Source organism: Sphingobium anseongense, assembly GCF_037725245.1.
Taxonomy (GTDB): Bacteria; Pseudomonadota; Alphaproteobacteria; order Sphingomonadales; family Sphingomonadaceae; genus Sphingobium.
This window is the reverse complement of sequence record NZ_JBBJUL010000011.1, coordinates 1-26,408: the sequence shown is the minus strand read 5'-3', so window position 1 is coordinate 26,408 and position 26,408 is coordinate 1. Positions and strand designations below refer to the sequence as shown.

The 26,408-nt window shown below is 65.4% G+C and carries 25 protein-coding genes; 12 read left to right on the top strand and 13 right to left on the bottom strand.

Annotation, left to right across the window (positions count from 1 at the left end):
* Positions 1-25 precede the first annotated feature (25 nt).
* Together WG908_RS13960 and WG908_RS13955 are read right to left on the bottom strand one after the other, a co-directional pair.
* On the bottom strand, positions 26-769 hold the full coding sequence (locus tag WG908_RS13960; protein ID WP_340187205.1) for a hypothetical protein: 744 nt from the start codon (positions 767-769) through the stop codon (positions 26-28).
* 19 nt (positions 770-788) lie between these two features.
* Positions 789-914: a hypothetical protein gene (locus WG908_RS13955; RefSeq protein ID WP_340187204.1), complete on the bottom strand. Its 126-nt coding sequence runs from the start codon at positions 912-914 to the stop codon at positions 789-791.
* A 46-nt stretch (positions 915-960) separates the two neighbouring features.
* On the opposite strand from WG908_RS13955, the gene WG908_RS13950 reads away from it, so the two are divergent.
* Both WG908_RS13950 and rarD read left to right on the top strand, forming a co-directional pair.
* The gene (locus WG908_RS13950; RefSeq protein ID WP_340187280.1) at positions 961-1,182 is read left to right on the top strand and encodes a hypothetical protein; all 222 of its coding nucleotides are present in this window, start codon (positions 961-963) and stop codon (positions 1,180-1,182) included.
* A 47-nt stretch (positions 1,183-1,229) separates the two neighbouring features.
* Entirely contained in the window at positions 1,230-2,090 is an 861-nt protein-coding gene (gene rarD / locus WG908_RS13945; protein WP_445326730.1) for an EamA family transporter RarD, read from the top strand.
* Here rarD and WG908_RS13940 read toward each other — a convergent pair.
* Positions 2,087-3,463 carry a dihydroorotase gene (locus tag WG908_RS13940; RefSeq protein WP_445326726.1) on the bottom strand — a complete coding sequence of 459 codons (1,377 nt, stop codon included), beginning with the start codon at positions 3,461-3,463 and terminating at the stop codon, positions 2,087-2,089. The two genes, rarD and WG908_RS13940, sit on opposite strands and share 4 nt — an antisense overlap.
* Before the next feature lie 86 nt (positions 3,464-3,549).
* Here WG908_RS13940 and ygfZ point away from each other — a divergent pair, with 86 nt between their 5' ends.
* On the top strand, positions 3,550-4,287 hold the full coding sequence (ygfZ, locus tag WG908_RS13935; RefSeq protein ID WP_340187278.1) for a CAF17-like 4Fe-4S cluster assembly/insertion protein YgfZ: 738 nt from the start codon (positions 3,550-3,552) through the stop codon (positions 4,285-4,287).
* 59 nt (positions 4,288-4,346) lie between these two features.
* The gene (locus WG908_RS13930) at positions 4,347-5,126 is read left to right on the top strand and encodes a glutaminyl-peptide cyclotransferase (protein WP_340187277.1); all 780 of its coding nucleotides are present in this window, start codon (positions 4,347-4,349) and stop codon (positions 5,124-5,126) included.
* Between the two features lie 34 nt (positions 5,127-5,160).
* Here the strand turns inward: WG908_RS13930 and WG908_RS13925 are convergent, their stop codons facing one another.
* From WG908_RS13925 to WG908_RS13905, 5 genes are all read right to left on the bottom strand, one after another.
* Complete coding sequence (locus tag WG908_RS13925) at positions 5,161-5,712, bottom strand: pseudouridine synthase (protein ID WP_340187202.1); 552 nt, start codon at positions 5,710-5,712, stop codon at positions 5,161-5,163.
* 8 nt (positions 5,713-5,720) lie between these two features.
* Positions 5,721-6,872 (bottom strand): JmjC domain-containing protein, encoded by a 1,152-nt coding sequence (locus WG908_RS13920; protein WP_340187201.1) that lies wholly within the window; start codon positions 6,870-6,872, stop codon positions 5,721-5,723.
* 90 nt (positions 6,873-6,962) lie between these two features.
* Positions 6,963-8,372, bottom strand: a complete 1,410-nt coding sequence (locus WG908_RS13915; RefSeq protein ID WP_340187200.1) for an efflux transporter outer membrane subunit — start codon at positions 8,370-8,372, stop codon at positions 6,963-6,965.
* A gap of 3 nt (positions 8,373-8,375) precedes the next feature.
* Positions 8,376-11,531 carry an efflux RND transporter permease subunit gene (locus WG908_RS13910; protein WP_340187199.1) on the bottom strand — a complete coding sequence of 1,052 codons (3,156 nt, stop codon included), beginning with the start codon at positions 11,529-11,531 and terminating at the stop codon, positions 8,376-8,378.
* Positions 11,532-11,534: 3 nt separating this feature from the next.
* Positions 11,535-12,680, bottom strand: coding sequence for an efflux RND transporter periplasmic adaptor subunit (locus tag WG908_RS13905; protein ID WP_340187198.1), 1,146 nt, complete (start codon positions 12,678-12,680; stop codon positions 11,535-11,537).
* Positions 12,681-12,792: 112 nt separating this feature from the next.
* Here WG908_RS13905 and WG908_RS13900 point away from each other — a divergent pair, with 112 nt between their 5' ends.
* From WG908_RS13900 to WG908_RS13885, 4 genes are all read left to right on the top strand, one after another.
* Positions 12,793-13,398, top strand: a complete 606-nt coding sequence (locus WG908_RS13900) for a TetR/AcrR family transcriptional regulator (protein ID WP_340187197.1) — start codon at positions 12,793-12,795, stop codon at positions 13,396-13,398.
* 49 nt (positions 13,399-13,447) lie between these two features.
* Positions 13,448-15,058, top strand: a complete 1,611-nt coding sequence (locus WG908_RS13895) for an alpha-glucosidase (protein WP_340187196.1) — start codon at positions 13,448-13,450, stop codon at positions 15,056-15,058.
* 272 nt (positions 15,059-15,330) lie between these two features.
* Positions 15,331-15,870, top strand: a complete 540-nt coding sequence (locus tag WG908_RS13890; RefSeq protein ID WP_340187195.1) for a glycoside hydrolase family 108 protein — start codon at positions 15,331-15,333, stop codon at positions 15,868-15,870.
* Between the two features lie 85 nt (positions 15,871-15,955).
* Complete coding sequence (locus WG908_RS13885) at positions 15,956-16,219, top strand: 3TM-type holin (RefSeq protein ID WP_340187194.1); 264 nt, start codon at positions 15,956-15,958, stop codon at positions 16,217-16,219.
* A gap of 5 nt (positions 16,220-16,224) precedes the next feature.
* Here the strand turns inward: WG908_RS13885 and WG908_RS13880 are convergent, their stop codons facing one another.
* The 5 genes from WG908_RS13880 to WG908_RS13860 form a co-directional block, all read right to left on the bottom strand.
* Complete coding sequence (locus WG908_RS13880; protein WP_340187193.1) at positions 16,225-17,646, bottom strand: DNA recombination protein RmuC; 1,422 nt, start codon at positions 17,644-17,646, stop codon at positions 16,225-16,227.
* A gap of 73 nt (positions 17,647-17,719) precedes the next feature.
* Entirely contained in the window at positions 17,720-18,568 is an 849-nt protein-coding gene (locus WG908_RS13875; protein WP_340187192.1) for a MipA/OmpV family protein, read from the bottom strand.
* A gap of 71 nt (positions 18,569-18,639) precedes the next feature.
* Complete coding sequence (locus tag WG908_RS13870; RefSeq protein ID WP_340187191.1) at positions 18,640-19,068, bottom strand: DUF2141 domain-containing protein; 429 nt, start codon at positions 19,066-19,068, stop codon at positions 18,640-18,642.
* On the bottom strand, positions 19,068-19,799 hold the full coding sequence (locus WG908_RS13865) for a sterol desaturase family protein (RefSeq protein WP_340187190.1): 732 nt from the start codon (positions 19,797-19,799) through the stop codon (positions 19,068-19,070). The genes WG908_RS13870 and WG908_RS13865 overlap by 1 nt, the downstream gene beginning before the upstream one ends.
* A 51-nt stretch (positions 19,800-19,850) precedes the next feature.
* Positions 19,851-20,942, bottom strand: coding sequence for a branched-chain amino acid aminotransferase (locus WG908_RS13860; RefSeq protein WP_340187189.1), 1,092 nt, complete (start codon positions 20,940-20,942; stop codon positions 19,851-19,853).
* Positions 20,943-21,099: 157 nt separating this feature from the next.
* Between WG908_RS13860 and WG908_RS13855 the strand changes: the two genes are divergently transcribed.
* From WG908_RS13855 to WG908_RS13840, 4 genes are all read left to right on the top strand, one after another.
* A complete protein-coding gene (locus WG908_RS13855; protein WP_340187188.1) occupies positions 21,100-22,119 on the top strand; it encodes a threonine aldolase family protein in 1,020 nt (339 codons plus the stop codon).
* Positions 22,112-23,017, top strand: coding sequence for a DMT family transporter (locus WG908_RS13850; RefSeq protein ID WP_340187187.1), 906 nt, complete (start codon positions 22,112-22,114; stop codon positions 23,015-23,017). Before WG908_RS13855 ends, WG908_RS13850 begins: the two co-directional genes overlap by 8 nt.
* A gap of 125 nt (positions 23,018-23,142) precedes the next feature.
* Complete coding sequence (locus WG908_RS13845; protein ID WP_340187186.1) at positions 23,143-25,875, top strand: TonB-dependent receptor; 2,733 nt, start codon at positions 23,143-23,145, stop codon at positions 25,873-25,875.
* A 90-nt stretch (positions 25,876-25,965) separates the two neighbouring features.
* Positions 25,966-26,385 carry a response regulator gene (locus WG908_RS13840; RefSeq protein WP_340187185.1) on the top strand — a complete coding sequence of 140 codons (420 nt, stop codon included), beginning with the start codon at positions 25,966-25,968 and terminating at the stop codon, positions 26,383-26,385.
* The last annotated feature ends 23 nt before the right edge of the window (positions 26,386-26,408 follow it).

Sequence of the window (26,408 nt, the reverse complement as noted above, 5' to 3'; positions counted from 1 at the left end):
AAGGAAATGGCGCGCGTGCGCGGGCCTATCTGCCGTTGTTGGCGATGATGTCGACAGCGGTCTTGCCGCCCGGCGCATCGGCGATCGTCACCAGGAACGCGCCGTCGTCATGGCTGCGGGTTCCGCCCAATATATTGTCGCCATCGACGATGCGATGTTCGGCCGAATAGCCGGCGCGGCGCGCCTGCGTATAATAAAAATCGATCACCCCCTGACGTGGCACCGGCGTGACGAAGCTCGCCGCGCGCAGCGTGCAGCCGGCGCCCTGCGCGCCCGCCGCTTCCATCAGCTGAGCGCCCGGATAGATGCCAAAAGCCTCGGGCAGTCGCGTGCCCCATTGCATGTCATAGGCCATGCGCTTGACGCAATCGGCGCTGCCCTTGCCCATCTGCTGCTCGCGCGCCTTCGCGCCCAGCGTTTCGGCCGGCCCGGTCGGCTTGCCCTGTGCCGGCGCGGGCGCGGTCAACAGCTTGCCCCCTACCAGCTTGAGCGCCGCATCCTGCGCCTGCCGCGCGTCGCCGCCCAGCACCGGCAGCGCTGCATTGGCGGGCTTGTCGGTGGCGCGTACCGCATGGCGATTGGATTGGCTCGTCAGGTCGGGATCGACCACGATCTGGTCGGCAAGCGCGCTTCGCAGCGCGGGATCGACGGCATTGTTGGTCAACTGCGCGTCGAGCGCGGCCAGGCTCTGCTTGTCGTCGTCCTTGCCGCACGCCGCCAGTGGCAAGGCCAAAAGCGCCGCCCATAGCATGTGATTCGCTCGACGCATCGCGGCACTCCCAAATAAGTCAGGCCAAAATATATTCAGGGCCGAAGCCTTCGGCGCGAACAGTTAATTTTTCGTTAGGGATTTGGGTAAACGCGCGAAATATTTCGCTAACCATGGCCACGGGCCGGTCGTTGCGCTGGCGCATGTCTTATCCCCTTGCCCAGGCGCGGCGCAAGCCCCATGTCATTGTCATGCTCAACCTTCTCTCCATTCTCGTCGGCGTCGTCACGCTGGTCCTGATGATCCCCGCCGTCATTCCCTTCCTGGGGGCGCTTAACTGGATATTGGTGCCGCTGGCGCTGGTCGGTGCGCTGATCGGCATGGCGTCATCGAAAAATGGCGGCCGCAATTTCTGCCTGATCGTCGCCGGGCTGGGCGCGCTGCGCCTGTTCATCGGCGGCGGCCTGATCTGAGCGACGCGACGACGCAGGCCGAACATCGCGCCGGGCTGCTGGCTGCGCTGGCAGCCTATGGCCTGTGGGGCCTGCTTCCCATATTTTTCAAGCTGTTGCATCATGTCGGTCCGGTGGAGGTCGCGGCGCAGCGCGTTTTGTGGTCGGTGCTACTGATCGCGCTACTGATGGCCCTGCGCGGCGGTATCGCATCGCTGTTCGCCGTGTTGCGCGACCGCACGCTGATGCGCCCGCTCGCCGCTTCGGCGCTGTTCATCGCGATCAACTGGCTCACCTATGTCTGGGCGATCGCCAACGATCATGTGGTGGCCGCCAGCCTCGGCTATTTCCTCAACCCGCTGGTGAGCGTCCTGCTGGGCGTGCTGGTGCTCAAGGAAAGGCTGCGGCGCGGCCAGGGGGTCGCGCTGATCATCGCCACCGCCGGCGTCGCCATCATGGCCGCCGCCGCCTTCTCGACGCTGTGGATCAGCATCGTGCTGGCCTTCACCTTCGCTTTCTACGGCCTTGTGCGCAAGGTGACGCCCGTCACGCCGATGGCGGGTCTTGGCGTGGAAACGCTCATCCTGCTGCCCGCATCGCTGGCCTATCTCGGCTGGCTCGGCGGGACCGGCTCCCTGGCGTTCGGCCGCGACCTGCCGACCACCCTGCTCATCATCTCTTCGGGCGCGGTCACCACCGTGCCGCTGCTGCTGTTCGCGCTTGCCGCGCGACGCTTGCCGATGGCGACGCTTGGCCTGCTGCAATATAGCGCGCCGACGCTGCAATTTCTTTCGGGCGTCCTGCTCTACGGCGAAACGCTCAGCAACGGCCAGATCATCAGCTTCGCGCTGATCTGGCTCGGGCTCATCCTGTTCGCGGCAGACAGCTATCGCGCGGCGCGGCAGGCGCGGGCGACGGTCCCGGCCTAGCCGAATTCGGTCGCCTCGAACCGCACTGCCTCACCCAGCGCCTGGTTGGCGAGCGTATCTTCCCACATCACCCGTCGGCCGCGCACGATCGTCCCCGTCGCCTTGCCGGTCAGTTCCATCCCCTCGAACGGCGACCAGCCGCAGCGTGACGCGAGCCAGTCGCGGCCGACCGTCCAGCGCTTCTTGAGGTCGACGACGGTGAAATCGGCATCATAGCCCAGCGCGATCCGCCCCTTGCCGACCAGCCCGAACACCCGCTGCGGCCCCGACGACGTCAGTTCGATAAACCGCCGCAGCGTCAGCCGCCCCTCTGCAACATGGTTCAGCAGCAGCGGCACCAGCGTCTGCACGCCGGGCATTCCGCTGGGGCTGGCGGGGTAGGGCTTGGCCTTTTCCTCGATCGTGTGCGGCGCATGATCGCTGCCCAGCACATCGGGCACGCCCTGGTTCAGATAATCCCACAGCCCGTCGCGATGGGCGCCCGACCGGATCGGCGGGTTCATCTGCGCATAGCTGCCAAGTCGGGGATAGGCGTCCTCGGCCGCCATCGTCAGGTGCTGGGGCGTGACCTCGCAGGTCGCGATATCCTTGTTCTGCGCGATATAGGCGAGTTCGGCGGGCGTGGTGATGTGCAATATATGGATGCGCCGCTTCGCCTCGCGCGCCAGGGCGATGATACGCTTCGTCGCGATCATCGCGCTTTCGTCGTCGCGCCACACCGGATGCGATGCGGCGTCGCCATCGACCCTGTAATCCTTGCGCGCGTTCATCCGCGCCTCGTCCTCGGCATGGATGGCGACGCGCCGACGCCCCGACGCCAGCACGCGCGCCAGCGCCCGGTGGTCATCCACCAGCAGGCTGCCGGTCGACGCGCCCATGAATATCTTGACCCCCGCCGTGCCCGGAATCCGTTCCAGATCCTTCAGATCCTCGGCATTTTCGGCGGTCGCGCCGACATAGAAAGCATGGTCGCACCACATGCGATGATGCGCGCGCTTGAGCTTGTCGGCGACCCGTGCCGCGCTGTCGGTATTGGGGCTGGTGTTGGGCATCTCGAACACCGCCGTCACGCCGCCCATCACTGCGGCGCGGCTGCCCGATTCCAGATCCTCCTTATGCTCCAGCCCCGGCTCGCGGAAATGGACCTGGCTGTCGATCACGCCCGGCAGCACGTCGAGCCCGGTGCAGTCGATCACCTCCGCCGCGTCGCCCGCCAGCGCGCCGATCGCCACGATCTTGCCGTCGCGAACGCCCACATCCGCACGCTCCGCGCCGCCTGGCGTATGTGCGGTGCCGTTCTTGAGGATCAGGTCAAAGGTCTGGGTCATCGCAACTTCCCGTGCATTCCGTTCGCCCTGGGCCTGTCGAAGCACCCTGCCTTCCAGAAGGTGGCAAGCGCTCCGACCATGCCCGGCGCTGACGGGTTGGTTATTTGGTTTACCTGTCCTACCTAAAGCCGATGAACCACACCACCCTAACCGACCGCGCGATCCTCAGAATTTCGGGCGACGAGGCGAAACCCTTCCTGCAAGGGCTGCTCACCCGCGACGTGCTCGGCCTCGTGCCTGGCCAGCCGCGCTGGACCGGGCTGCTGACGCCCCAGGGCAAGGCGCTGTTCGATTTCATCCTGTGGGCAGACGGCGACGACATACTCATCGACTGCGAAGCCGCGCAGGCCGATGCGCTGGCAAAGCGCCTCACCCTCTACCGCCTTCGCCGCAAGGTGACGATCGCGCGCGATTCCTCGCTCGCAGTCCACTGGTCGCCCGACGCGCCGGGCCAGCCGCGCGATCCGCGCCAGCCGGCGCTTGGCCACCGCTGGATCGCGCCCGCCGGCCAGGGCGACGCCGCCCCCGCCTTTCGCGCGCATCGCCTGGGCCTTGGCATATTCGAAGGCGCGAACGAACTGGGGCAGGACCAGACGCTCTGGCTCGAAACCAATGCGGCGGAATTGAACGGCGTCGATTATGACAAGGGCTGCTATGTCGGCCAGGAAAATACCGCGCGCATGCATTATCGCAACAAGGTCAGCCGGCGGCTGGTCGCGGTGCCGCTCGCCCAGGCCGACGACAAGAGGCAGCGCGCCGCCCTGCTTGACCTTGGCCTCTCGGTCGAACTGCGCCGCGTCGAGGATCTCGACCCCGCCATCCTGCCCGCATGGCTCGCCAGCGCGCTCGCGGCCCAGGCGGCGGAATGAAGGTCGGCGGCGGCACCATGGCGTGCCTCGCGTGCAGCGAAGGGGTTGAGGCGAGCGCCATGCCCCTGGCCGAACGCAGCGGCTTTCGCGTCCGCTGGCGACTGCCTGCCCTCCTTCTTGCCCTCACCCTTTTCGTTGCTCCCGCCCAGGCCGATACCCCATGGACGCTGGTCAAATCCTATCCCCATGATCCGGCGGCCTTCACCGAAGGCCTCTTCTTCCTCGATGGCGCACTGTACGAAAGCACCGGCCTGGAAGGCCGGTCCGACATCCGCAAGGTTGCTCTCAAGACCGGGAAGATCCTCCAGCGCCGCAGCATAGAACCGCCCTATTTTGGCGAAGGCATCGTCAACTGGGGCGGCAAGATCGTCAGCCTCACCTGGCGCCAGCGGCAGGGCTTCGTGTGGACGCTCGCCGATTTCGCCCCCATAGGCAGCTTCCGTTACGAAGGCGAAGGCTGGGCGCTCACGCAGGACGGTCAAAGCCTGATCATGAGCGACGGGACCGCGCAACTGCGCTTTCTCGATCCCGACAGCCTCACTGAAACGCGCCGGATCACCGTTCGCTGGAATGGCCGCCCGGTAGATCGCCTCAACGAACTGGAATATGTTCGCGGCGAAATCTGGGCGAACATCTGGTACGATACCAGGATCGCCCGCATCTCTCCCGACACCGGCAACGTGATCGACTGGATCGACATTGCCCCCTTGCGAAAGGCCGCCGGCGTCAGCGATTCAGAAGCAGTCGCCAACGGCATCGCCTATGACGCCGCGACAGACCGCATCTTCGTCACCGGCAAGAACTGGCCGAAACTGTTCCAGATCAAGGTCGCAGGATAATCGCCCGGCACGGGCGCGGATCGGCGCGATCCATCTATCCCGCCTGCACGGCGCGCCATTCGCCGGGCGCGAGGCCGTCGATCGTCCAGTCGCCGATGCACCATCGCACCAGGCGCAGCGTCGGGTGGCCGACCGCCGCCGTCATCCGTCGCACCTGCCGGTTTCGTCCTTCGCGAAGGGTTAGTCGCAGCCAGCAATCGGGCACCGTCTTGCGGAAGCGCACGGGGGGATCGCGCGGCCACAGGTCAGGGGCGGCGATGCGCTCGGCCTGCGCCGGCAGGGTCATGCCGTCCTTGAGGCCGACGCCGCGGCGCAGCAAGGCGAGGCTAGGCTCTGCCACATCGCCTTCGACCTGAACCAGATAGGTCTTGGGCAGCTTGAACCGCGGATCGGCGATCCGGGCCTGCAAACGGCCATTGTCGATCAGCAGCAGCAACCCTTCGCTGTCGAGATCCAGCCGCCCGGCGGGATAGACGCCCGGCATCCTGATATAGTCGGACAGCGTCGGCCGCGTTCCGGCCGCGCCATGATCGGTAAACTGGGTCAGCACGCCATAGGGCTTATTGAAGAGGATCAGCCGCGCCATGGCGTCGCTCATTCCTCCGCGTCGAACGCGACGCTGCCCAGATTATACAGCGCCGCGACCAGCATCATCACGGCGTCGGACCCGATCAGATCGGCGTCCACCATCATGCGCTCCCGCGCGCACAGCCGCTCTGCGAACCATCTTGACGGCCCATCGCAGGGAAAGTCGCAACCGTCGACGAACAGCCGCACCGACAGCGCGCCTTCGCGGATGAAGGAAAAGCGGCTGGCGGGGTTGCGACACAGCGCCGCACCGCCTGCGAACTGGTTGCGGACATCCGCCATATCGATCGGCTCGTCCGGCCGCCAGTCGATATCGGGCTGTTTTGGCATGCTGTTATATCGTCCGAACCAGCGCGCAAAACCGTCCGGGTCGCCCATCGTTTCTGTCACCATCGCGTGCAATCGTTCGACCGCCCCGATGGAAATCTCGCCGGGATTGTCCTGGGCCTGCAAGTCGGGGTCGGCGTAGCGATCCTCATCCTGCAACCCCGCGACCAGATGATCGCACCAGTCAGCGACCAGTTCGCTGCGCGCGGGCGCGCGAAAGCCGATCGAATAGGTCATGCAATCATCGCCGACCGCGACGCCGTTATGGGCGATGCGCGGCGGCACATAGAGAATGTCGCCGGGATCGAGCACCCAGTCCTGCGCCGGTTCGAAATGCGCAAGCAGGCGCAGGTCGTCATGCGGCAGCAATGGCGTGTCCGCATCGCACGCCCCGCCCAATTGCCAGCGGCGCTGCCCCAGCCCCTGGATCAGAAACACGTCATAATGATCGAAATGCGGCCCCACGCCGCCGCCGTCGGTGGCATAGCTTACCATGACATCGTCGATCCGCCAGTTGGGAATGAAGCGGAACGGCGCGATGAGCGCCGCTACATCGGCCACATGCTGATCGACCGACTGCACCAGCAAGGTCCATGGCTTGCGACCCAGCTTGCTGAAGCGCGCTTCGGGGATCGGCCCATGTTCGACTCCAAAGGCTATACGATCCTGCGTGATCAGGCGCGCCTCGACGCCCGGCTCGCACGCAAGGCCGGCCAATTCGTCCGGGTCGACCGGGTTGCGCCATTCGCTCCACGGCTTGCGGATGAGCAGGGGGCGCTTTTGCCAATAGTCGCGCAGGAAAACGCCAATATCGAAATCGTTGAAGTGCATCGAAACCCGTCACGCAGGCGCGCCGGGCGACGTGCCGCACGCAGGCTGCGACGCATCGCCGATATCCAACCCCCTGTCAAAACCGCGCGCTTATTTCAGGCCGCCTCCCAGGGCGCGATACAGTTCGACCATATTGGCGGCGCGTACCAGCCGCGTTGCAAGCAGGCTGCGTTCCGCGCTGTAGAGCGCGCGCTGAGAATCCAGCGTGGTCAAAAAGCCGTCCACGCCCGCACGGAAGCGGGCTTCGGACAAACGATAGGCGACGCGCGACGATTCCGCCAGCGAAAGCTGCGCTTCCAGTTGCGCCGTCATGGTGCCGCGCCGCGCGAGCGCGTCGGCGACCTCGCGAAAGCCCGTCTGCACGCTCTTTTCATATTGCGCGACCATCGCATCGCGGTTCGCCTCCGCCACGCGCAGATTGCCCTTGTTGCGCCCGAAATCAAAGATCGGCAGCCTGGCGCTCGGCGCGACCGACCAGAATTCGCTGCCGCCACTGAACAGGTTGGACAACCCCATGCTCAACGTGCCGAAAGCGGCGGTCAGCGAGATATTGGGAAAGAAGGCCGCTCGCGCCGCGCCGATGTCGGCATTGGCGCCGCGCAACTGATATTCGGCGGCAGCGATGTCGGGGCGCCGCAGCAACAGGTCGGATGCAATATTTTCCGGCAGATTTTCCAGCGTCGCGCCGGATTGCGGCAGGCTGTTGGGCAGGTCCGCTTCGGGCACGGTCGACCCGGCCAGCAGATTGATCGCATTCTGGTCCTGCGCCACGAGCGTCGTGGCTTCGGCAATGTCGGAACGCGCCTGATCATAGCTGGTCTGCGCCTGCCGGACCTCCAGTTCCGACGCGATCCCCTTGGCGAAGCGCGCCCGCGTCAGCTCCAGCGTCTTGCCGAACGCGCTCTCCAGGTCGCGCGCGATGTTCAGCCGCTCGCGATCCGCCGCCATGGTCAGCCACACGGTCGCGACCTCGGCGATCAGAGCGGTCTGGGCCGCATTGCGATTTTCAGCGGCGGCAAAATAGGACTGTTGCGCCGCCTCGCTCAGGTTGCGGACGCGACCGAACAGGTCGATCTCCCACGCCGAAATACCCAGTTGCGCCTGGTAGATGTCCAGCCGGCCCGATGCGCCATTCTGGGCGAACGGCGCATCCTGGTAACTGGCGCTGCCCTGGGCCGCGACGGTGGGGAGCAGGTCGGCACGCTGCACCCTGTATTGCGCCCGCGCCCGCGCGACATTGGCAAGCGCGATGCGCAGGTCGCGATTGTTCGTCAGGGACCGATCGATCACGCGCACCAGCCGCTGATCGACGAAAAAGTCGCGCCATGCGGTATCGGCAGGAATGATGGCGCCCGTTCCTCCGTCCGCGCCATAGGCGGGGCCGTGGGGCGTGGCGTCGGGGACGGGCAGCGCCGGGCGCACATAATGCGGGGCCATGTTGCACGCGCCCAGCAGCAAAGACAGGGTCAGCGCGGGGAATAGTTTGCGACGGCTATGCATGGCTTACGCCTCCTGCGGCGCGGCTGGCACCGGCGGTTCGACGCCCGCTTCGGGTGCCTTGTGATGCTGACGGAACAGCCTTTTGACGACGGTGAAGAATACCGGGACAAAGAAAATCGCCAGCACAGTGGCCGATATCATGCCGCCGACCACCGCCCAGCCGATGGCATTCTGGCCGCCCGCGCCCGCTCCGGTCGACACCGCCAGCGGCAGCACGCCAAAGACGAACGCAAGGCTGGTCATCACGATAGGCCGCAACCGCAGCTTGCCCGCTTCGAGCGCCGCCTGGGCCGGAGCCATGCCGGCCCGCATCTTTTCCTCGGCGAATTCGATGATCAGGATGGCGTTCTTGGCCGACACGCCAATCGTGGTGATAAGGCCGACCTGAAGATATATGCCGTTTTCAAGCCCCGCCAGCGTTGCCGCGATGACCGCGCCGAGCACGCCCAGGGGCACGACCAGCATCACCGCGATCGGAACCGACCAGCTTTCGTAAAGCGCGGCAAGGCACAGGAACACGATCAGCATCGACAGCGCATAGAGCGCCGGCGCCTGCCCGCCCGATGTCCGTTCCTCATAGGATATCCCGTTCCAGGCAAAGCCGATCCCCGCGGGCAGCTTGGCCGCCATTTCCTCCATCGCCGCCATCGCGTCGCCGCTGCTGACGCCCGGCGCGGGCGCGCCCTGGATGTTCATGGACGGCACCCCGCCGAACCGTTCAAGTCGGGCCGGACCGTTGATCCATTCGGTCGTGGAAAAGGCCGACAGCGGCGCCATCACCCCGGTATTGCCGCGCACATGCAATGCGCCGATCGAATCGGGCGTCGTTCGGAAAGGCGTGTCCGCCTGGACGAATACGCGCTTCACCCGGTCGCGATCGATAAAGTCGTTGACATAGGAGCCGCCCATCGCGGTGCTGATGGTGTCGTTGATATCCGCCTGCGCCACCCCCAACGCCCCGGCCGCCGCCTGGTCGACATTCAGCTTGACCTGCGGCGTATCCTCCAGGCCGTTGGGGCGCACCTGCGCCAGGCGACTGTCGGCCATGGCCATGCCCAGCAACTGGTTGCGCGCCTCCAACAGCTTCTGATGACCCACGCCCCCCTGGTCGAGCAACTGGAAGTCGAAGCCAGATGCGTTGCCCAATTCCTGCACGGCCGGCGGCACGAACGCGATCACGCGGCCGGCGGCGATCTTCTGGAATGCGGCGTTGGCGCGGGCGGCGATCGCATCGACCGCATTTTCCTTGCCCTTCCGCTCGTCCCACGGGCGCAGGCGGACGAATGAAATGCCGACATTCTGCCCCTGTCCGACAAAGCCGAAGCCCGCGATGGTAAAGACCGCCTCGACATTTGCCTTTTCATCGTTCCGGTAATGATCGCGCAAACGATCCAGGGTGCGTTCCGTTTCCGCGATGGTCGATCCGGCGGGCAGCGACACTTGATTGAGCAGCCGCCCCTGATCCTCGCCCGGCAGGAAGCCCGTGGGCAGGCGCAGGAAAATCAAGATCATGCCAACGACGATCAGGCCATAGATGATCATCGTGCGTCCCCAGCGCCGTTCGACCGTCTCGACACCCTTGCCATATCGGGCCACGCCCTGGTCGAACGTCCGGTTGAACCAGCCGAAAAAGCCCTTTTTCGATCCATGATCGGCATGCGCCGGTCGCAGGATGGTGGCGCACAGCGCGGGGGTCAGGATCAGCGCGACAAGCACCGACAGGACCATCGACGACACGATGGTGATGGAAAACTGGCGGAAGATCACGCCTGTCGAACCGCCGAAAAACGCCATCGGCAGGAACACCGCGGACAGCACCAGCCCGATGCCGACCAGCGCGCCGCTGATCTCGTCCATGGATTTTTTCGCGGCTTCCTTGGGGCTGAGGCCTTCTTGCTGAATCAGCCGTTCGACATTTTCGACCACGACGATCGCGTCGTCGACCAACAGGCCGATGGCCAGCACCATGCCGAACAGCGTCAAGGTGTTGAGCGTGAACCCCGCCGCATACAGCACCGCCATGGATCCGAGCAGCACCACGGGCACCGCGATGGTGGGAATGAGCGTCGCGCGCCAGTTCTGAAGGAACAGGAACATGACGACGAACACCAGCAGGATCGCCTCGATCAGAGTATGGATGACCTGCTCCACCGACAGTCGCACGAAGGTCGAGTTATCGACCGGGAATTCATATTTGACCCAGGGCGGAAAATCCTTCGAAAGCTCCGCGACCTTTGCCTTGACCGCGGTAACGGTGTCGAGCGCGTTCGCGCCGGGGGCCAGCTTGATGCCAAAGCCGGTCGCCGGATGCCCGTTGAACTTGGCCGAAAAGCTGTAATTCTCCGATCCCAGCTCCACCCTTGCGACATCGGCCAGCCGCACTGTCGATCCGTCGCTGTTACTGCGCAGCAATATGTCCCGGAACTGTTCGGGCGTGCGCAGGCGCGACTGCGCCGTCACGGTCGCATTGAGCGCCTGTTGGGCGGGCGAAGGCGCCCCGCCTATCTGCCCTGCCGACACCTGTGCATTCTGCGCCCGGATCGCCGTTTTCACGTCGCCGGTGGTGATGCCCAGATTGGCCATCTTGTAGGGATCGAGCCAGATGCGCATGGCGTATTGCGCGCCCAGCACCTGCGTGTCGCCGACCCCGTCGACGCGACTGAGCGGGTCCTGCAGGCTGGACGCGACGAAATCGCCCGTGTCCTGAAGATCATGGATGCCGTCATCGGCGTAAACGGCCACCAGCACCAGGAAGCTGGCCGTCGATTTGGTGACGCGCAGGCCCTGCTGCTGCACTTCCTGCGGCAAGAGGGGCGTCGCCTGCGCCAGCTTGTTCTGTACCTGGACCTGAGCGATATTGGCGTCGGTGCCCTGCTCGAACGTCAGCGTGATGGTCAGGTTGCCGGCCGAATCGCTGGTCGACGAAAAATAGCGCAGATTGTCGATGCCCTTGAGCTGCTGCTCGATCAACTGCGTGGTGGTATTGGCCAATGTCTCGGCATTGGCGCCCGGATAGGACGTGCCGATCGTCACCGTGGGCGGCGCGATTTCGGGAAACTGCGCGACCGGCAGCATGCGGATGGCGAGCAGCCCCGCCAGCATGATGCCGATGGCCAGGACCCACGCAAAGATGGGCCGGTCGATGAAAAAGCGGGCCATGAGCTATCGAGCCTCGCCGGCGGCTGCGGTCACCTGCTGCGGCGCGCCCGGCCGCACGACCGTTCCTGGCCGCAGGTTGAGCAGCCCCTCGACGATGAGCCGGTCACCCGGCTTGAGGCCGCTCGTCACGATCCATCTGTCGCCCACGGCGCGATCGGTCTGGACCTGCCGCAGCTCGACCTTGTTCTGGGCGCCGACGACCAGCGCGGTCGCCCGGCCGCGCACATCGCGACTGATCCCCTGCTGGGGCACTATGATCGCCCGGCTGCGCACGCCCTCCACGACGCGCGCCCGCACGAACATGCCGGGCAATAGCGTGCGATCGGGATTGGGGAAGGTGGCGCGCAGCGTCACCGCACCCGATGCGGGATCGACCGACACTTCGGAAAATTGCAGCTGCCCCTCGATCGGGTAGGTCTTGCCGTTGGGCAGGAGCAACTGGACGCGTGCCGCGCTCGCCGTCACGCCGCCACTGCGCATCGCGTCCTTGAGGTCCAGGATCTGCGCTGCCGACTGGGTGCTATCGACATAGACCCGGTCGGTCTGCTGGATCGTCGCCAGCGCACCGGCCTGACCCGCCTGCACCAGCGCGCCGGGGGTGAACAGCGACCGGCCGATATAGCCGGAAATGGGGGCGCGGATACGCGTGAATCCCTGAGCGACCTGGGCCGATTGGACAGCGGCGCGCTGGGTCGCCACGTCGGCGCGCGCCTGCTGCGCCGCGGCGACCGCATTATCGGCTTCCTGCCGGCTGACGGCGTTGATGCCGACCAGTTCGCGATAGCGCTGGGCCTGCAGGCTGGTCGCGGCGATCGACGCCTGGGCGCGGCTCAATTGCCCTTGCGCCGACGCCAGTGCCGCGCGGTATGGCGCATCCTCGATCTCATACAATAGCTGCCCGGCCCTGACATAGGAGCCTTCCTCGAAAAGGCGGCGGCGGATCACGCCATTGATTTGCGGGCGCACTTCGGAAATTTCCGACGCCGCGATCCGGCCCGGCAATTCGGTGACCAGGGGCACGTCCTCGGCCTTGACCGTCACGATGCCGACAGCGGGCGCGGCGGGCGGGGGCGGCGCTTCTTTCGCACATGCCGCCAACGCAAGAGCCGACACGCAGGCCAGCGGCCCGGTGAGGTTGAAATAGCGCATCGAGGTTCCCACTGTTAGACGGACCGAGCGGAATGAATGTTCATTCCAGCTTGTCGGGCAAGTAGGAATGTGCAACGGGCGTTTCAAGGAAAAAGGGGAGGACAAAAGAATAATGGTTGCGATGCAGCATGAAACGCTTGGTCGGGAGCGCATCCTGGTGGCTGCACGCGCATTATTTGCCGAACAGGGGTTTCATCAGACGTCGATGGCCGAACTTGCCGCCCTGGCCAAAGTGTCGGTCGGCCAGATTTACAGGCTGTTCAAGGGCAAGGAAGACATCATCGCCGCCATCGTCGACGATGACAAGCGCGTCCGTCTCGATGGCATGATGGCATTGTGCGCCCGGCTCAAGGCCGGTGAGATCAGCATCGAGGAAACCTTCGAACAGCTTGTGCTGTCTGCCATGTCCCAGAAGAGCGAAGCGCTTTCGTTCGACATATTGGCCGAAGCGTTTCGCAATCCGGTGGTCGGCGCCACGATCACCAGCCTGTGCGTGCGGTACAAGATGCTGCTGCGCGAATTCGCCTGCATGGCCAACCCTGCGCTGTCGAGCGAGGCGCTGGACGGCGCCGAGGAGATGCTGCTCGCCTGCCTGTTCGGCCTTGGCCACCGGAGCCTGTCGCGTCCCGCGCTCAACGCCAGCAGCACGGCGTCGCACACCGCGCGCATCATCCTGGCGGGGTTGCAGGGCGCCAACGGCAAAGGTGCGGCGCACTAGCCCGCGACAGGAATGCTGCTAGTCTTCGGCATTCTTCGCCGGAGGTCCGATGAGCGCCGAACAGCCATGCAACCCGTCCCCGCCATGGTGGCGCGGAGCCGCCATCTATCAGGTCTATCCGCGCAGCTTCTTCGACAGCAATGGCGATGGCATAGGCGACCTGCCCGGTGTTACGGCCAGGATGGCCTATATCGCCGCGCTGGGCGTCGATGCCCTGTGGCTATCCCCCTTCTTCACGTCGCCGATGGCCGATTTCGGCTATGACGTGGCCGATTATCGCGGCGTCGATCCGATCTTCGGGACGCTCGACGATTTCATCGCCCTGGCCGCGCGAGCGCATGATCTGGGCCTCAAGGTCATCATTGATCAGGTTTACGCCCACACCTCCGACCGGCATGCCTGGTTCGCGGAAAGCCGGTCCAGCCCCGACAATGCACGCGCGGACTGGTATGTCTGGGCCGACCCCAGGCCAGACGGGTCGCCGCCCTCCAACTGGCAATCGGTGTTCGGCGGGCCGGCATGGACCTGGGATGCCCGGCGCGGCCAATATTATCTTCACAATTTCCTCAAGGAACAGCCACAGCTCAACGTGCATTCGCCCGCGGTGCAGGACGAACTGCTGGACACCGCGCGCTTCTGGCTGGACCTTGGCGTGGACGGCTTTCGGCTCGATGCCCTCAACTTCACGATGCACGATCCGGCCCTGCGCGACAATCCGCCGGAAACAAAGCCCGGCCCCCGCACGCGCCCCTTCGATTTTCAGCGGCGCCTCTACAATCAGGGCCATGCCGACGTGCCCCGCTTCATCGAACGGCTGCAATCCGTCATCAACGCGCATGGCGACCATTTCACCGTCGCCGAGGTCGGCGGCGAGTATGCCGACCGGGAAATGAAGCTGTTCACCCAGCCGCCGCACCGGCTGAACAGCGCCTATGGCTTCACCTATCTCTATGCGCCCGACCTGACAGCGCAAGTCGTGCGTCAGGCGATCGCCCAATGGCCGGGCGGCGCGGGCGAGGGCTGGCCAAGCTGGGCCTTTTCCAACCATGATGCCCCGCGCCATGTGACGCGGTGGGGCGCGGGGCGCGACCGGGACACAATGGCGCGGCTGACGATGCTGCTGTTGATCGCGCTGCGCGGCAACATCTTCCTCTATCAGGGCGAAGAACTGGGATTACCGCAGGCGCACGTTCCGTTCGATCGCCTGGTGGATCCCGAAGCGATCGCCAACTGGCCGCAGACGCTGGGCCGCGACGGCGCGCGCACGCCGATGCCGTGGACCGCCGCGCCGCCATGGGGCGGATTTTCCGAGCGTGAGCCGTGGTTGCCGATGGATGCCGCGCACCTGCCGCTTTCGGTCGAGCAGCAGGAGGCGGATCGCGGATCGATGCTGGTCTGGTCGCGCCGGATGCTGGCCTTGCGTCGCACGACGCCTGCGCTGCGCGACGGCGACATCAGCCTGATGGAGGGCGATCCCGCGCTGCTGGCGTTCGAGCGCAGAGCCGGCGATAGCCGACTGCTGTGCCTGTTCAACCTGACCGACGCGCCCCTGCCCGCGCCATACCCGCTGATATCGGCGTCGATGGCGGCATCGGTCGGTATCGAGGAAGACGGCGCCATGCTGCCGGGCCTGTCGGGCTGCCTGATGCGGATCGGCTAGCCGCCTGTCTCGACATGCGCGAAAGGACGCTGCCGCACCGGCCCACATGCCGATGCGCCAAAGCCGTCTGTCGGGACAGACTGCAAGCGCGATGACGTCAGGTTGCATGACATCCGCCATCACCATCCTTCGATCCGCCATGCCCTTGGGCGGGGGGGACGAACGGATGGGGGCAAAGTCACCACTCTCCGGCGCCGATGCGGCATTTCACTGTCCTACATATAGCCATATAGGTTATTTGATTCGCCATTCACAACAGAAGGGCGGCTTTCATGGACATTCCCGAACTCATCGACGATGTGATCGTGCGCGAAGGTGGGTATAGCGATCATCCCGCGGACCGCGGCGGACCCACCAATTGGGGGATCACCCAGGCCGTAGCGCGGGCCAACGGCTATGCCGGCGCGATGCGCGCCCTGCCCCGCGCCACCGCGGCCAACATCTATCGCCGGCTCTATTGGGAACGGCCTGGCTATGCGTTCGTGGCGGAAACGAGCTGGACGATCGCAGCGGAGCTGTTCGACACGGGGGTCAATATGGGGGTGGCGACCGCGACCGGGATGCTACAGCGCGCGCTCAACGCGCTGAACCGCAACCAGAAGGATTATCCCGACCTCATCGTCGATAGGGCGTTGGGCGGCAAGACGCTGTCGGCGCTGGCCGCGTTCATGGCGCTGCGCGGCAAAGCCGGCGAAACCGTGCTGCTCAAGGCGATCGAAGCGATGCAGGGGGAACGCTATATCGCGCTGGCGGAACAGCGTCCGGCGAACGAGGCGTTCCTCTACGGCTGGCTGGCAAACCGGATCGGTTAGGGACGGTGTGAACTTCGCCGGAATCATCCCTCGGGGACGGTGTGAACTTCGCACCAAACCGCCCCTCAATGACGGTGTGAACTTCATGACGACAGACCCTGTTCCAGCGGACATCTGGACCATCCGCGCACGGCCCGCTTTCCTCTATGTCATGTACGCGCTGCTCTTGTGGTCGATCCCCATGGGCCTGATCGCGGGATGGCGGCCGGACGTCGCGGAGGCGATGATCGCGGGGATGACCGCCTATCTTGCCGGCCTGCCCGAACCGCTCTACGCGCTGTTCGGGACGGGCTATCTTGGCTATACTGCGGCGCGGGCGTGGGGGAAGGCCAAAGGGGTTGAGCGGTGATCGCGCTACCCTGCCCTTTCCGGCAATGCCCGCAGCGCCTCTGACGAACTCGGCTCGCGGATCAGCGCGTCGACCGGCGTCATTTCTTCCAGATCCTTGCCGCCGGTTTCGATGTTCAGGTCGCGCAGCTTGCGACCCGTCACCAGCACGCGCCCTTCGAAGCTGCCGACGAAGGCGTTGTAATCGCTCACCGCGCCGTTGAGGCGGTTGCCGAGTTTTTTCAGGGACGTCGCGGCGGCGGCCAGGCGTTCATAGAGTTCCTTGCCGAGCATGCCGATGTGCTTGGCTTCCTCGGCCATCTTTTCCTGCCGCCATACCGCCGCCACGGTGCGGGCGATGGCGATGAGGTTGGTGGGTGTGGCGAGCAAGACGCGCTTGGCAAAGGCATGGTCCCACAGGCCCGGTTCCTGCTCCAGCGCGGCGGACAGGAAATGTTCGCCGGGCACGAACATGATGACATAATCGGGGGCTTCGGCGAACTGGTCGGCATAGGCCTTGCGCCCCAACGCATCGACATGGGCACGCATCGCGGCGGCGTGGGCGGCAAGATGCCGGCGGCGGTCCTCGTCGCTGTCCGACCCGAAGGCATCCTGATAGCTGTTGAGCGACACTTTGGCATCGACCACCAATATGGTGTTGCCCGGCACGCGGATGATGACATCGGGGCGCAGGCGGCCATCTTCATGGGCGACGCTGACTTCGGTCTGAAAATCGGCATGTTCGGACAGGCCGCAATTTTCAAGGACGTTGCGCAACTGCTGCTCGCCCCAGCGACCGCGCATCTTCGGCCCGGCGCGCATCGATGTGACCAGCTTGTTGGCTTCGGCACGGACGGCCTCCTGGCCGATGCGCATCGCTTCGATCATGCCGGTCAGGTTGCCGTAGGCCTCCGTGCGCTGCTGTTCGATCTGGCTGATCTTCTGGTCGTAGCGCTGGATGGTTTCGTTGACGGGGGTAAGAAGCTGCTTGAGCTGCGCCTCGCTCTTTTCATGCGCCTGCGCCAGGCGCGCATCGGCGCGGGTAAGGAAAGCGGCCTGCGCTTCGCCGAGCAGCTTGCCGCCGATCTCGCTGAACTGGGCGGAAAGCTGCTCCTTGGCTTCGCGCAGCGCCTTGAGCTGCGCTTCGAAGGATTCGGTGCGCGCCTGGATGTCGGAGCGGAGCGCGGCAAGATCGCGCAGGGCAAGTTCGCGTTCGGACTCGGCGGTGGCAAGGCGATCGCGCAGAACGGCGGCCTGGGCGGCGCGCTCCTGCTCCACCACCAGTTCGCGCAGCGCCGCGTTGCGCTGGTCGGCCGCCTGGTCCAGCCGTCGCGCCAATTCGGCGCGATCACCCTGAAGGTCGACCAACCCCCGGCCCCGCGCCATCCATCCCAGCACCAGACCGGCAAGCAACGCGCCAAGCGTGACGATAAGGGCGATGCTGTCCATAGGGCCGGGCTTTCATACAGGAACGAACCGGGAACCTACCGGTCCCCGCCCGCTGTAGCAAGCATCGTCGACCTTAAAAAGTATAGCCTATGCCCACGGCGGCGAGCCACTGATCGCGCGACCCGGCGATGGCGACGATGGGCGAGTCGGCATAGTCGCCCAGCAGCCGCGAATAGCCGCCCACCGCGAACAGCGCCCAGCCAGAGCGCAGGTCGCCCGACAGGGATTTGCCGGCGGTAAGGTTCACGCCGGCGCGCTTGAAGCCGGAACCGTCGCCCGCACGGCTGTAGACCGGCAGTCCGCTGGCGAGCGAACCGGCGGCGTCGACATCGAAATAGGTGCGGCCGAATTTCTTGCCGACATATTCGGCCGAAATGCCGATGCCGACGAACGTCGTTACCGACAGCGGCGTGACATATTCGATGGCGGGGGTGACGACGATGCCGCCATGGCCGCCGGCGACATCCTTGGTCACGGCAACGCGCGCGGACAGGTTATCATATGCGCTGGTAAATATACCGGTCTTGCCGATACCGACGAAACCGCCGACCTCGACCGCAGTGTCGAGCTTTCCAAGCGCGCGGACGGCATTGTCCTTGATGGCCTTGCGGCTGGTGCGGTCCAGCCGCAGGTTGACGACCGGGCCGACAGCGAAGTCGATGCCGTCGGGATCGATGTTGGGAATGGCGTCGACGAACAGCGATGTGCCGCGCGTCCAGAAGGCGAAGTCATGAACCTTGCCCCGCGCCTGAGCGATGGGCAGGGTGCGGTAGTCGTCCGACCCTTCATAACTTGGGATATAGGCGCCACCGACCCCGATGGTCAGCGTGCTGTGCTGGGTTTCGTCCTGGGCGATGGCGGCGGTGGGAAGGGCCAGCGTGGCGGTCAGCGCGAGTGCTGCGAAGTGCGTGATGCGGTTCATGGAGGCCCTGTTCATGGAGATGTGTCGATCGCACAATGTTTCGCGCAGGTTACAGGTTCCCCGCCGCGTTTTCACAGGAAATATTTGACGCGAATGGTCTGGCGCTGTGGCATATCGGCCACGGGGACGCTGGCGGCGCGAAAGCCGGGCGGGCCGAAACGGATCGGCGCGTTGCGCGAAAAGCCGACGCCCTCGCGCGGTATCCCCATGAAGGTGTCGAGCTTGCCGTTGCCATTTTCGTCGTGAATGATAGCGATGGCATAGTCGCCGGAGGCAAGCCTGCCGACCGGCAGGATACCGGCGGTGGCGGCAACGTCATAATGGCGCTTTTCGGGATCGTCGCTACAATTGGGGAAATGCTTCGCGTTGCGAGTGACACATATGAGGATGCGGCCCTTTTGCGAGCGCAGCCCCTCCCACGCGATGGTGAGGCCATCGGCAGGCGGCGGGGGGGCGGCGGCAAGCAGCAGCGCGGCGAGGCTGGCGATCGCGGCGCGCATTAGGCGGACGTCGTCGTGCGAAAGGTGCCAAGCCCGCCGTCGGTCCGGCACAGCCGATCCCAAAAGCGGAAATAAAGACCGTAGTTGCAGCCATATTGATCATGGTGGCGCTGATGATGGGTGGCGGTGATCAACCAGTCGCCGATCGGTCCGTGGACCAGCGCGCGGGGGAACATCTCCCACCCCATATGATTGCTGACACCCATCACCGTCATGATCGTCAGCACCATGCCGAGTGCCGCGACATGGATGGGGATGAGGAATACAAGCGCGGGAATGACGATCGCCCCGGTGACGGCTTCCCATGGGTGAAAGCTCATCGCCGCCCACGCGGTGGGCGGACGGCTGGCGTGATGGACCGCATGGGCGGCGCGGAACAGGCGGGGCATGTGCATCGCACGGTGGGTCCAGTAGAACCACATATCATGCGCAGCGAGATACAGCAGGATCGATAGCGGCAGATACCAGAGCGGGAAGGCATGGATATCGGTATAGATGCGGGTCCAGCCATGCGCCTGCCACCCCCAGGCGACAATGCCGGCCGGTATGCCATAGATCAGCGCAGACACGAGCGACCAGGTGATTTCGCGCCTGATCTGCGGCTCAAGCCCACGATAGAGACCGGGATGGCGCGCGCGGGTCGCCAGCGCGAAGCCGCCGCTCGCGAGCAAATAGCGAACGCCGACGATGGCGCTCATTGCGAGCGCGGAAACGATAAGGGCTGCGACCATGTCCAGCGGCTATAGGCGCGTGCACGGCGGGCGTCACCCCTCGAACGCGCGTTACAGACGTCGCAGCCAGCCGGCGGGCGCTTCGCTTTCGCCGCGCTGGATGCCGGTAAGCGCGCCGCGCAGCTTCTGGGTGACGAGACCGCCATCGCCATTGCCGATCGTGAAATCGCCCTCGACGCTCTTGACCTCGCCAATCGCAGTCACCACCGCCGCCGTGCCGCAGGCGAAAGCCTCACGCAGCGCGCCGCTCGCGGCGTCATCGCGCCACTGGGCAAAGCTGTATGGCTCCTCGCGCACGACCATCCCCTCACCGCGCGCGAGGGTGATGATGCTGTCGCGAGTGATGCCGGGCAGGATGGTGCCGCCGAGCGGGGGCGTGACAAGCGAGCCATCGCTCATGACGAAAAACACGTTCATGCCACCCAGTTCCTCGACCCACTTGTTTTCCGCAGCATCGAGGAAGACGACCTGATCGCAGCCATGACGGCTGGCTTCGGCCTGAGCGATCAGTGAGGCGGCGTAGTTGCCGCCGCATTTGGCAGCGCCGGTGCCACCGCGCGCGGCGCGGCTGTAATGTTCCGACACCCAAAGCGTGACCGCTGTCTTGCCCCCCTTGAAATAGGCGCCGACGGGCGAGGCGATAACGCAGAATATATATTCCGCGGCGGGACGGACGCCCAGGAAAGTCTCGCTGGCGAACATGAAGGGGCGCAGATACAGGCTGCCCTCCCCGCCCGGAATCCAGTCTGCGTCGATCTTCACCAGTTCCTCGACCGCTTCGAGGAACAGCGCTTGCGGCAGAACCGGCATGGCCATCCGTTCGGCCGATTCGGCAAAGCGACGGGCATTTTCCTGTGGCCGGAACATCGCGACGCTGCCATCGGCAAGGCGATAGGCCTTCATCCCTTCGAAAATTTCCTGCGCATAATGCAGCACCGCGCATGCAGGATCGAGCGTGAAGGGTTCGCGGGGACCGACGCTGTGGCTGTGCCAGCCCTTACCCTCGGTCCAGCGGATCGTCACCATATGGTCGGTGAAGATACGGCCAAAGCCGGGATCTTCCAGCAACGCCGCGCGCGCGTCCGCCGCCACGGCCTTGCCGCTGGGCGTGACGGTGAAGCGGCTGCTATGCTGGACGTCCATAATCTGTCTCCTGTGGTTCGGACGCGAACGCCTATGTCATAAAGCGGCGCGCTAAACAACGTCAACAATCCTGTCCTATATTCGCTTTTTATTGCGCGGGCCGGTGTGGCGGGACTGGCCTCTTGGCGCTGTCCTGTCCGACCGCTATCGCCAAATCATGCGCTTCCTCTCCGACAACGCGACGCCGCTTCATCCCAGGGTGCTGGCCGCCATCGCCGCCGCCGATCATGCCGATGCGCCCTATGATGGCGATGTCTGGAGCGGGCGGATGGATGCGGCCTTTTCCGCGCTGTTCGAAACACAGGTGAGGGCATTGTGGGTCAGCACAGGCACGGCGGCGAACAGCATCGCACTGGCGGCGCTGTGTCCGCCCTATGGCGGCGTGCTGTGCCATGAAGACGCTCATGTCGAAGTGGATGAAGGCGGCGCGCCGGGCTTCTTCACCCATGGCGCCAAGCTGATGCCACTGCCCGGTCCGGGCGCGAAGCTGTCGCCCGAAACGATGGCGGCGCGGCTGGCCACGATCCGCGACGATGTGCACCAGGTGCCGCCGCGCGCCATCACGATAACCAACGCCACCGAATATGGGTTGGTCTATACGCCGGATGAAGTGGCGGCGCTGGGTGATCTGGCCCGCAGGCATGGGCTTGGCTTTCATATGGACGGCGCGCGTTTCGCCAACGCGGTCGCCCATCTCGATTGCGCGCCCGCCGACCTGACGTGGCGGGCAGGCGTCGATGCCCTGTCGTTCGGTTGCGTCAAGAATGGCGGCATGGCGGGCGAGGCGCTGGTACTGTTCGGGGATCAGGCAAATGCTCGCGCGGCAGAATCCATGCGCTGGCGCAAGCGATCGGGACATCTTCTGTCCAAGGGGCGCTATATGGCCGCACAGATATTGGCGCTGGTGGATAACGGGTTGTGGATCGCCAACGGCCGCGCCGCCAATGCTGCGGCGCAAGCACTGGCCACCGCCATTCCCGGCCGGCTGCTTCATCCTGTGCAGGCGAATGAGCTGTTCGTGCGGCTAAATGGCGACGAAGCGGCGCGGCTGCGCGCCCAGGGGTTTGAATTTTACGACTGGGGCGAAGGCGCGGCGCGGCTGGTGACGAACTGGGCGCAGCGGGTGGAGGATGTCGCGCCGCTCGCTGCTGCATTAAGCGCGCTGGGCGATGGATAGCGCCGTTGAAAAGGGCGGGATCGCCCTGCCCTTCATCCTTGTCACATTGATTTGGGGATCGACCTGGATCGTGATCCGCGACCAGTTGGGCACGGTGCCGGCAAGCTGGTCGGTCTGTTATCGCTTCCTGCTGGCGGGGGTGGCGATGGCTGTGTTTGCGCGGATGCGCCGTGTACCGTTGCGCATCGACGCGGCGGGCATCGCTTTTGCCGCGCTGCTGGGGCTGGCGCAGTTCGTGCTCAATTTCAACTTCGTCTACCGTGCCGAACAATATCTGACATCCGGCGTGGTCGCGGTGATCTATGCGATGCTACTCGTCCCCAATTCGATCCTTGGCTACCTGATTTTCCGCCAGCCGCTCGGCCGCCCGTTCATCCTCGGTTCGGCGGTCGGCGTCACGGGTATCGCCCTGCTTCTGGTGCATGAATATCGCGCAAGCCCGGCTGCGCCGGATCAGGTTCTGCTGGGCGCAGCGCTCACCATTGCCGGGCTGATGAGCGCGTCGGCCGCCAATGTCATGCAGGGCAGCCGCATCGCGCACCGCCTGCCGATGGTGAGCGTGCTTGCCTGGTCCATGCTGATCGGCGCGGGGATGGACGCCCTGTTCGCCTGGGCAACGGCGGGGCCACCGACCATAGATATGCGGCCGGCCTATCTGCTGGGTGTAGCCTGGCTGGCGCTGGCAGGCTCAGTCGTCACCTTCCCTCTCTATTTCCGCCTGATCCAGCGGATCGGCGCGGGTCGCGCCGCCTATACCAGCCTGCTGATCCCGGTGATCGCCATGCTGTTTTCGACCGCGATCGAGGATTATCGCTGGACCCCGCTGACGATCGGCGGGGCGCTGCTGGCGGTAGCGGGCATGGTAATCGCCCTGCGTACCAAGCCGGTGCCAACTTAAGCCTCAAAGTTACAATTTGCGACAAATCCGCTCTCCTCTGCCAGAATATTGCGACATTTGCTCCTTAGGACAGTAGGCGTTCCATTCTGGTCGCCGGGGGTCATGTGCGTTCATCCATTTCCATTATGCTGTTTTCGCTGATGGCGGGCGGCGCGCCCGGCGCGTTGCTCGCGCAAGGCGCGCCGCCACAGGCGATGGACGATGAGGGCGAGGAAATCGTCGTCACCGGCCAGGCTCCGCGCGGGTCAGTGGTCGGCAATATCAAGCCCGAACAGCAGCTAAGTCCCGCCGATGTGCGCGCGCTGGGCGTCAATTCGATATCCGAGCTGCTCACCGAACTTGCGTCACAGACCAATGCGGCGGGCGGTTCCCCCGTCGTGCTGCTCAACGGCAAGCGCATTTCCAGCTTTTCGGAAATCCAGGATCTGCCGACCGAAGCGATCGCGCGCACCGAAATCCTGCCTGAACAGGTGGCCCTGAGCTATGGCTATGCGCCCACGCAGAAGGTCGTCAACATCGTTCTGCGCCAGCGGTTCCGCGCCGAAAACGTGGAGGCGCGCGGCGGGCTGACGACGCAGGGCGGACGCGAGGACGGGCGGCTGAACCTGGGCCTGCTGCGCATTCAGGGGGACAGCCGCTTCACCCTGGACCTTAAATATTCAGCGGCGGCCCACCTGCTCGAAAGCGAGCGCGATGTGGTCACAGCCGCGCCGCGTCGCCCCTTTGCGCTGGGCGGCAATGTGGTCGGCGGAGCGCAGGTCGACCCGGCGCTCTCGGCCCTGGCCGGACAACCCGTAACCATTGCCAGCGCACCGCTTGGCGCATCTGCCCCAAGCCTTGCGGATTTCGTCGTCGGCGCGAACAGCCAGCGGATCAGCGATCTTGGCCGTTATCGCACGCTCAGCCCGGAAACCGAGAGTTTCTCCGCCAACGCGACATTGGCGCGCGCCTTCGGCGGCGTATCGGCCTCGCTGAACGGCCGGCTGGAACTGAGCGAGAATGAATCGCTCCAGGGCCTGTCGGCGCTCACCCTGGGCCTGCCCGCCGCCAGTCCGTTCTCGCCCTTCGGCGAAGACGTCACGCTCTATCGCTATCTCGATCAGGCGGGCGCGCTCAGCCAGCGCACGCGCGGTACGACCGGCCATGTCGGGCTGACGCTCAACGGCCAGATCGCGAGGGGCTGGCTATGGTCCTTCACCGGCAATGGCGACCTGTCCGATACGCGCACGCTGACCGACCGGGGCGTGTCGCCCATCGCCCTTCAGTCGGCGATCGACGCGGGCGCCGCCAGCCCGTTCGGCGCGATCGCGCCCGACCTGCTGACCGATCGCCTGTCCGATCGTGCGCGCGCCAAATCGCGCGCGGTATCAGGCGACCTACTGGTCAGCGGCACGCTGTTCGACCTGCCCGCGGGAGCCGCCACGGCCGCCATCCGTCTGAGCGGATCGGCCGATGGCTTCGATGCGCGCTCGGTCCGGTCGGGCGTTGTGCGCACATCGAGCTATTCGCGCCAGATCGGCAGCGGCCAGGTGAGCGTCGACCTGCCGATCACCAGCAGGCGCGACGATGTGCTGGGCGCGGTCGGCGACCTGGGCGTCAACGTCAACGCGGAGGCGCGCCGCCTGTCGGACTTCGGCACGCTGTCGATGCTCGGCTATGGCCTGCGCTGGACACCGATACCGGCGATCCGCCTGCTGGTGTCGGCCAGCCAGGATCGCGCGGCGCCCAGCGGACAACAGATCAACGATCCGCAGATATCCACCCCCAATGTTTCGCTGTTCGACTATGCGACCGGGCAGAGCGTGTTCGTAACCCAGCTGTCGGGCGGCAATGCAGGCTTGCGTGAAAGCGTGCGCGACCAGTTGCGCATCAGCGCGACAGTCAAGCCGCTGGAAAAGGCCAATTTGACGCTGACCGCCGCCTATCTGCGCAGCCGCACCGACAATCCGATCGCGGCTTTCCCGACACCGACACCGGCGATCGAGGCGGCCTTTCCCCAACGTTTCCTGCGCGACGCCGACGGCACATTGCTCCAGGTCGATGCGCGGCCGCTCAACTTCCTGTCGGCGCGCAATACCCAACTGCGTTGGGGCTTTGACTATTCCATCCCGCTCAAGTCGCGTATCCAGAAACTGGTGGAGGCATGGCGCGCGGCCGGCGCAAAGCCCGAGGAGCGGCCGATCGAATTGCAGAACCTGTTCGGCAACCGGCGACCGGGCGGTGAAGGCGCGCCGCCGCGCGAGGGCGGGGAGCCAGGGGCCGGGGGCGAAAGCAGGCAGGGCCAGGGCGACGGCGCGCGCGGCGGCGGCGGCGGCGGATTTCGCGGCGGCGGCTTTGGCGGCGGCCGTGGCGGCGGAGGCGGCGGCCGGCTGAGCTTGAGCGCCTATCATACATGGCGCTTTACCGACACGCTGCTGGTGGCGCCGGGCGTGCCGGCGCTCAACCTGCTGGACGGTGACGCCACCGGATCGTCGGGCGGACAGCCGCGCCATTCGGTCGAGGCGCGGCTGGGCTATTCCAACAATGGCATCGGCGCGCGGCTGGGCGTGGACTGGGAAAGCGCGACGCATGTCGACGGCGCGCTGACCGGGACCGCGGGCGGGCCGTCGCGGCTGAATTTCGGCAGCCTCGCCACGGTCGACCTGCGGCTATTCGCCAATCTGGGGCAGATGCCGAAACTGGCGCGCGACCATCCGTTCCTGCGCGGGTCACGGATATCGCTGTCGATCGACAATCTGTTCAACCAGCGACGCTCGGTCACCGACGCGACCGGCGCGACCCCGCTGCGCTACCAACCGGGACTGATCGATCCGCTGGGACGAACCGTGACGCTGACCTTCCGCAAGCTGTTCTTTTGAAAGCCGTTGGTTAAATCCGCGTTAGGCACGGCTAAAGCCTGCCGTGACGCAGCCGTTATGGTGTGGGAAGCCATAGAGAAGGAGCGGCGCATGAAGCCTGTCAGGATAGTGGTGGTCGACGATTCGCTGACCATCCGCGCGATGATCGAAACGCTGCTGGAGCGCGACCGCCGGGTCCAGGTGGTCGGCATCGCCCGCAATGGCGAAGAAGCCATCGACCTCATCCGCCTGCACAAGCCCGATGTCGTGACGCTGGACATCGCCATGCCGGGCAAGGACGGCATGGCCATCCTGGACGACATCATGGCGATGGACCCGTGCCCGGTCATCATGCTGTCCAGCCTGATGCGCGACGGCGCGGAGATCATGACCCAGGCGATGGACCGGGGGGCCGCGGCCTGTTTCAACAAGGCGATGATCGTGCGCGAGGCGACCCGCTTCATCGCGCTGGTCAAGCAGGTCGGGCGCGGGCTGGTCGTGGCCGAGCCACAGGTCGCGCTCGCCGCCTAACTTCGCACATTTCACGCTCGATG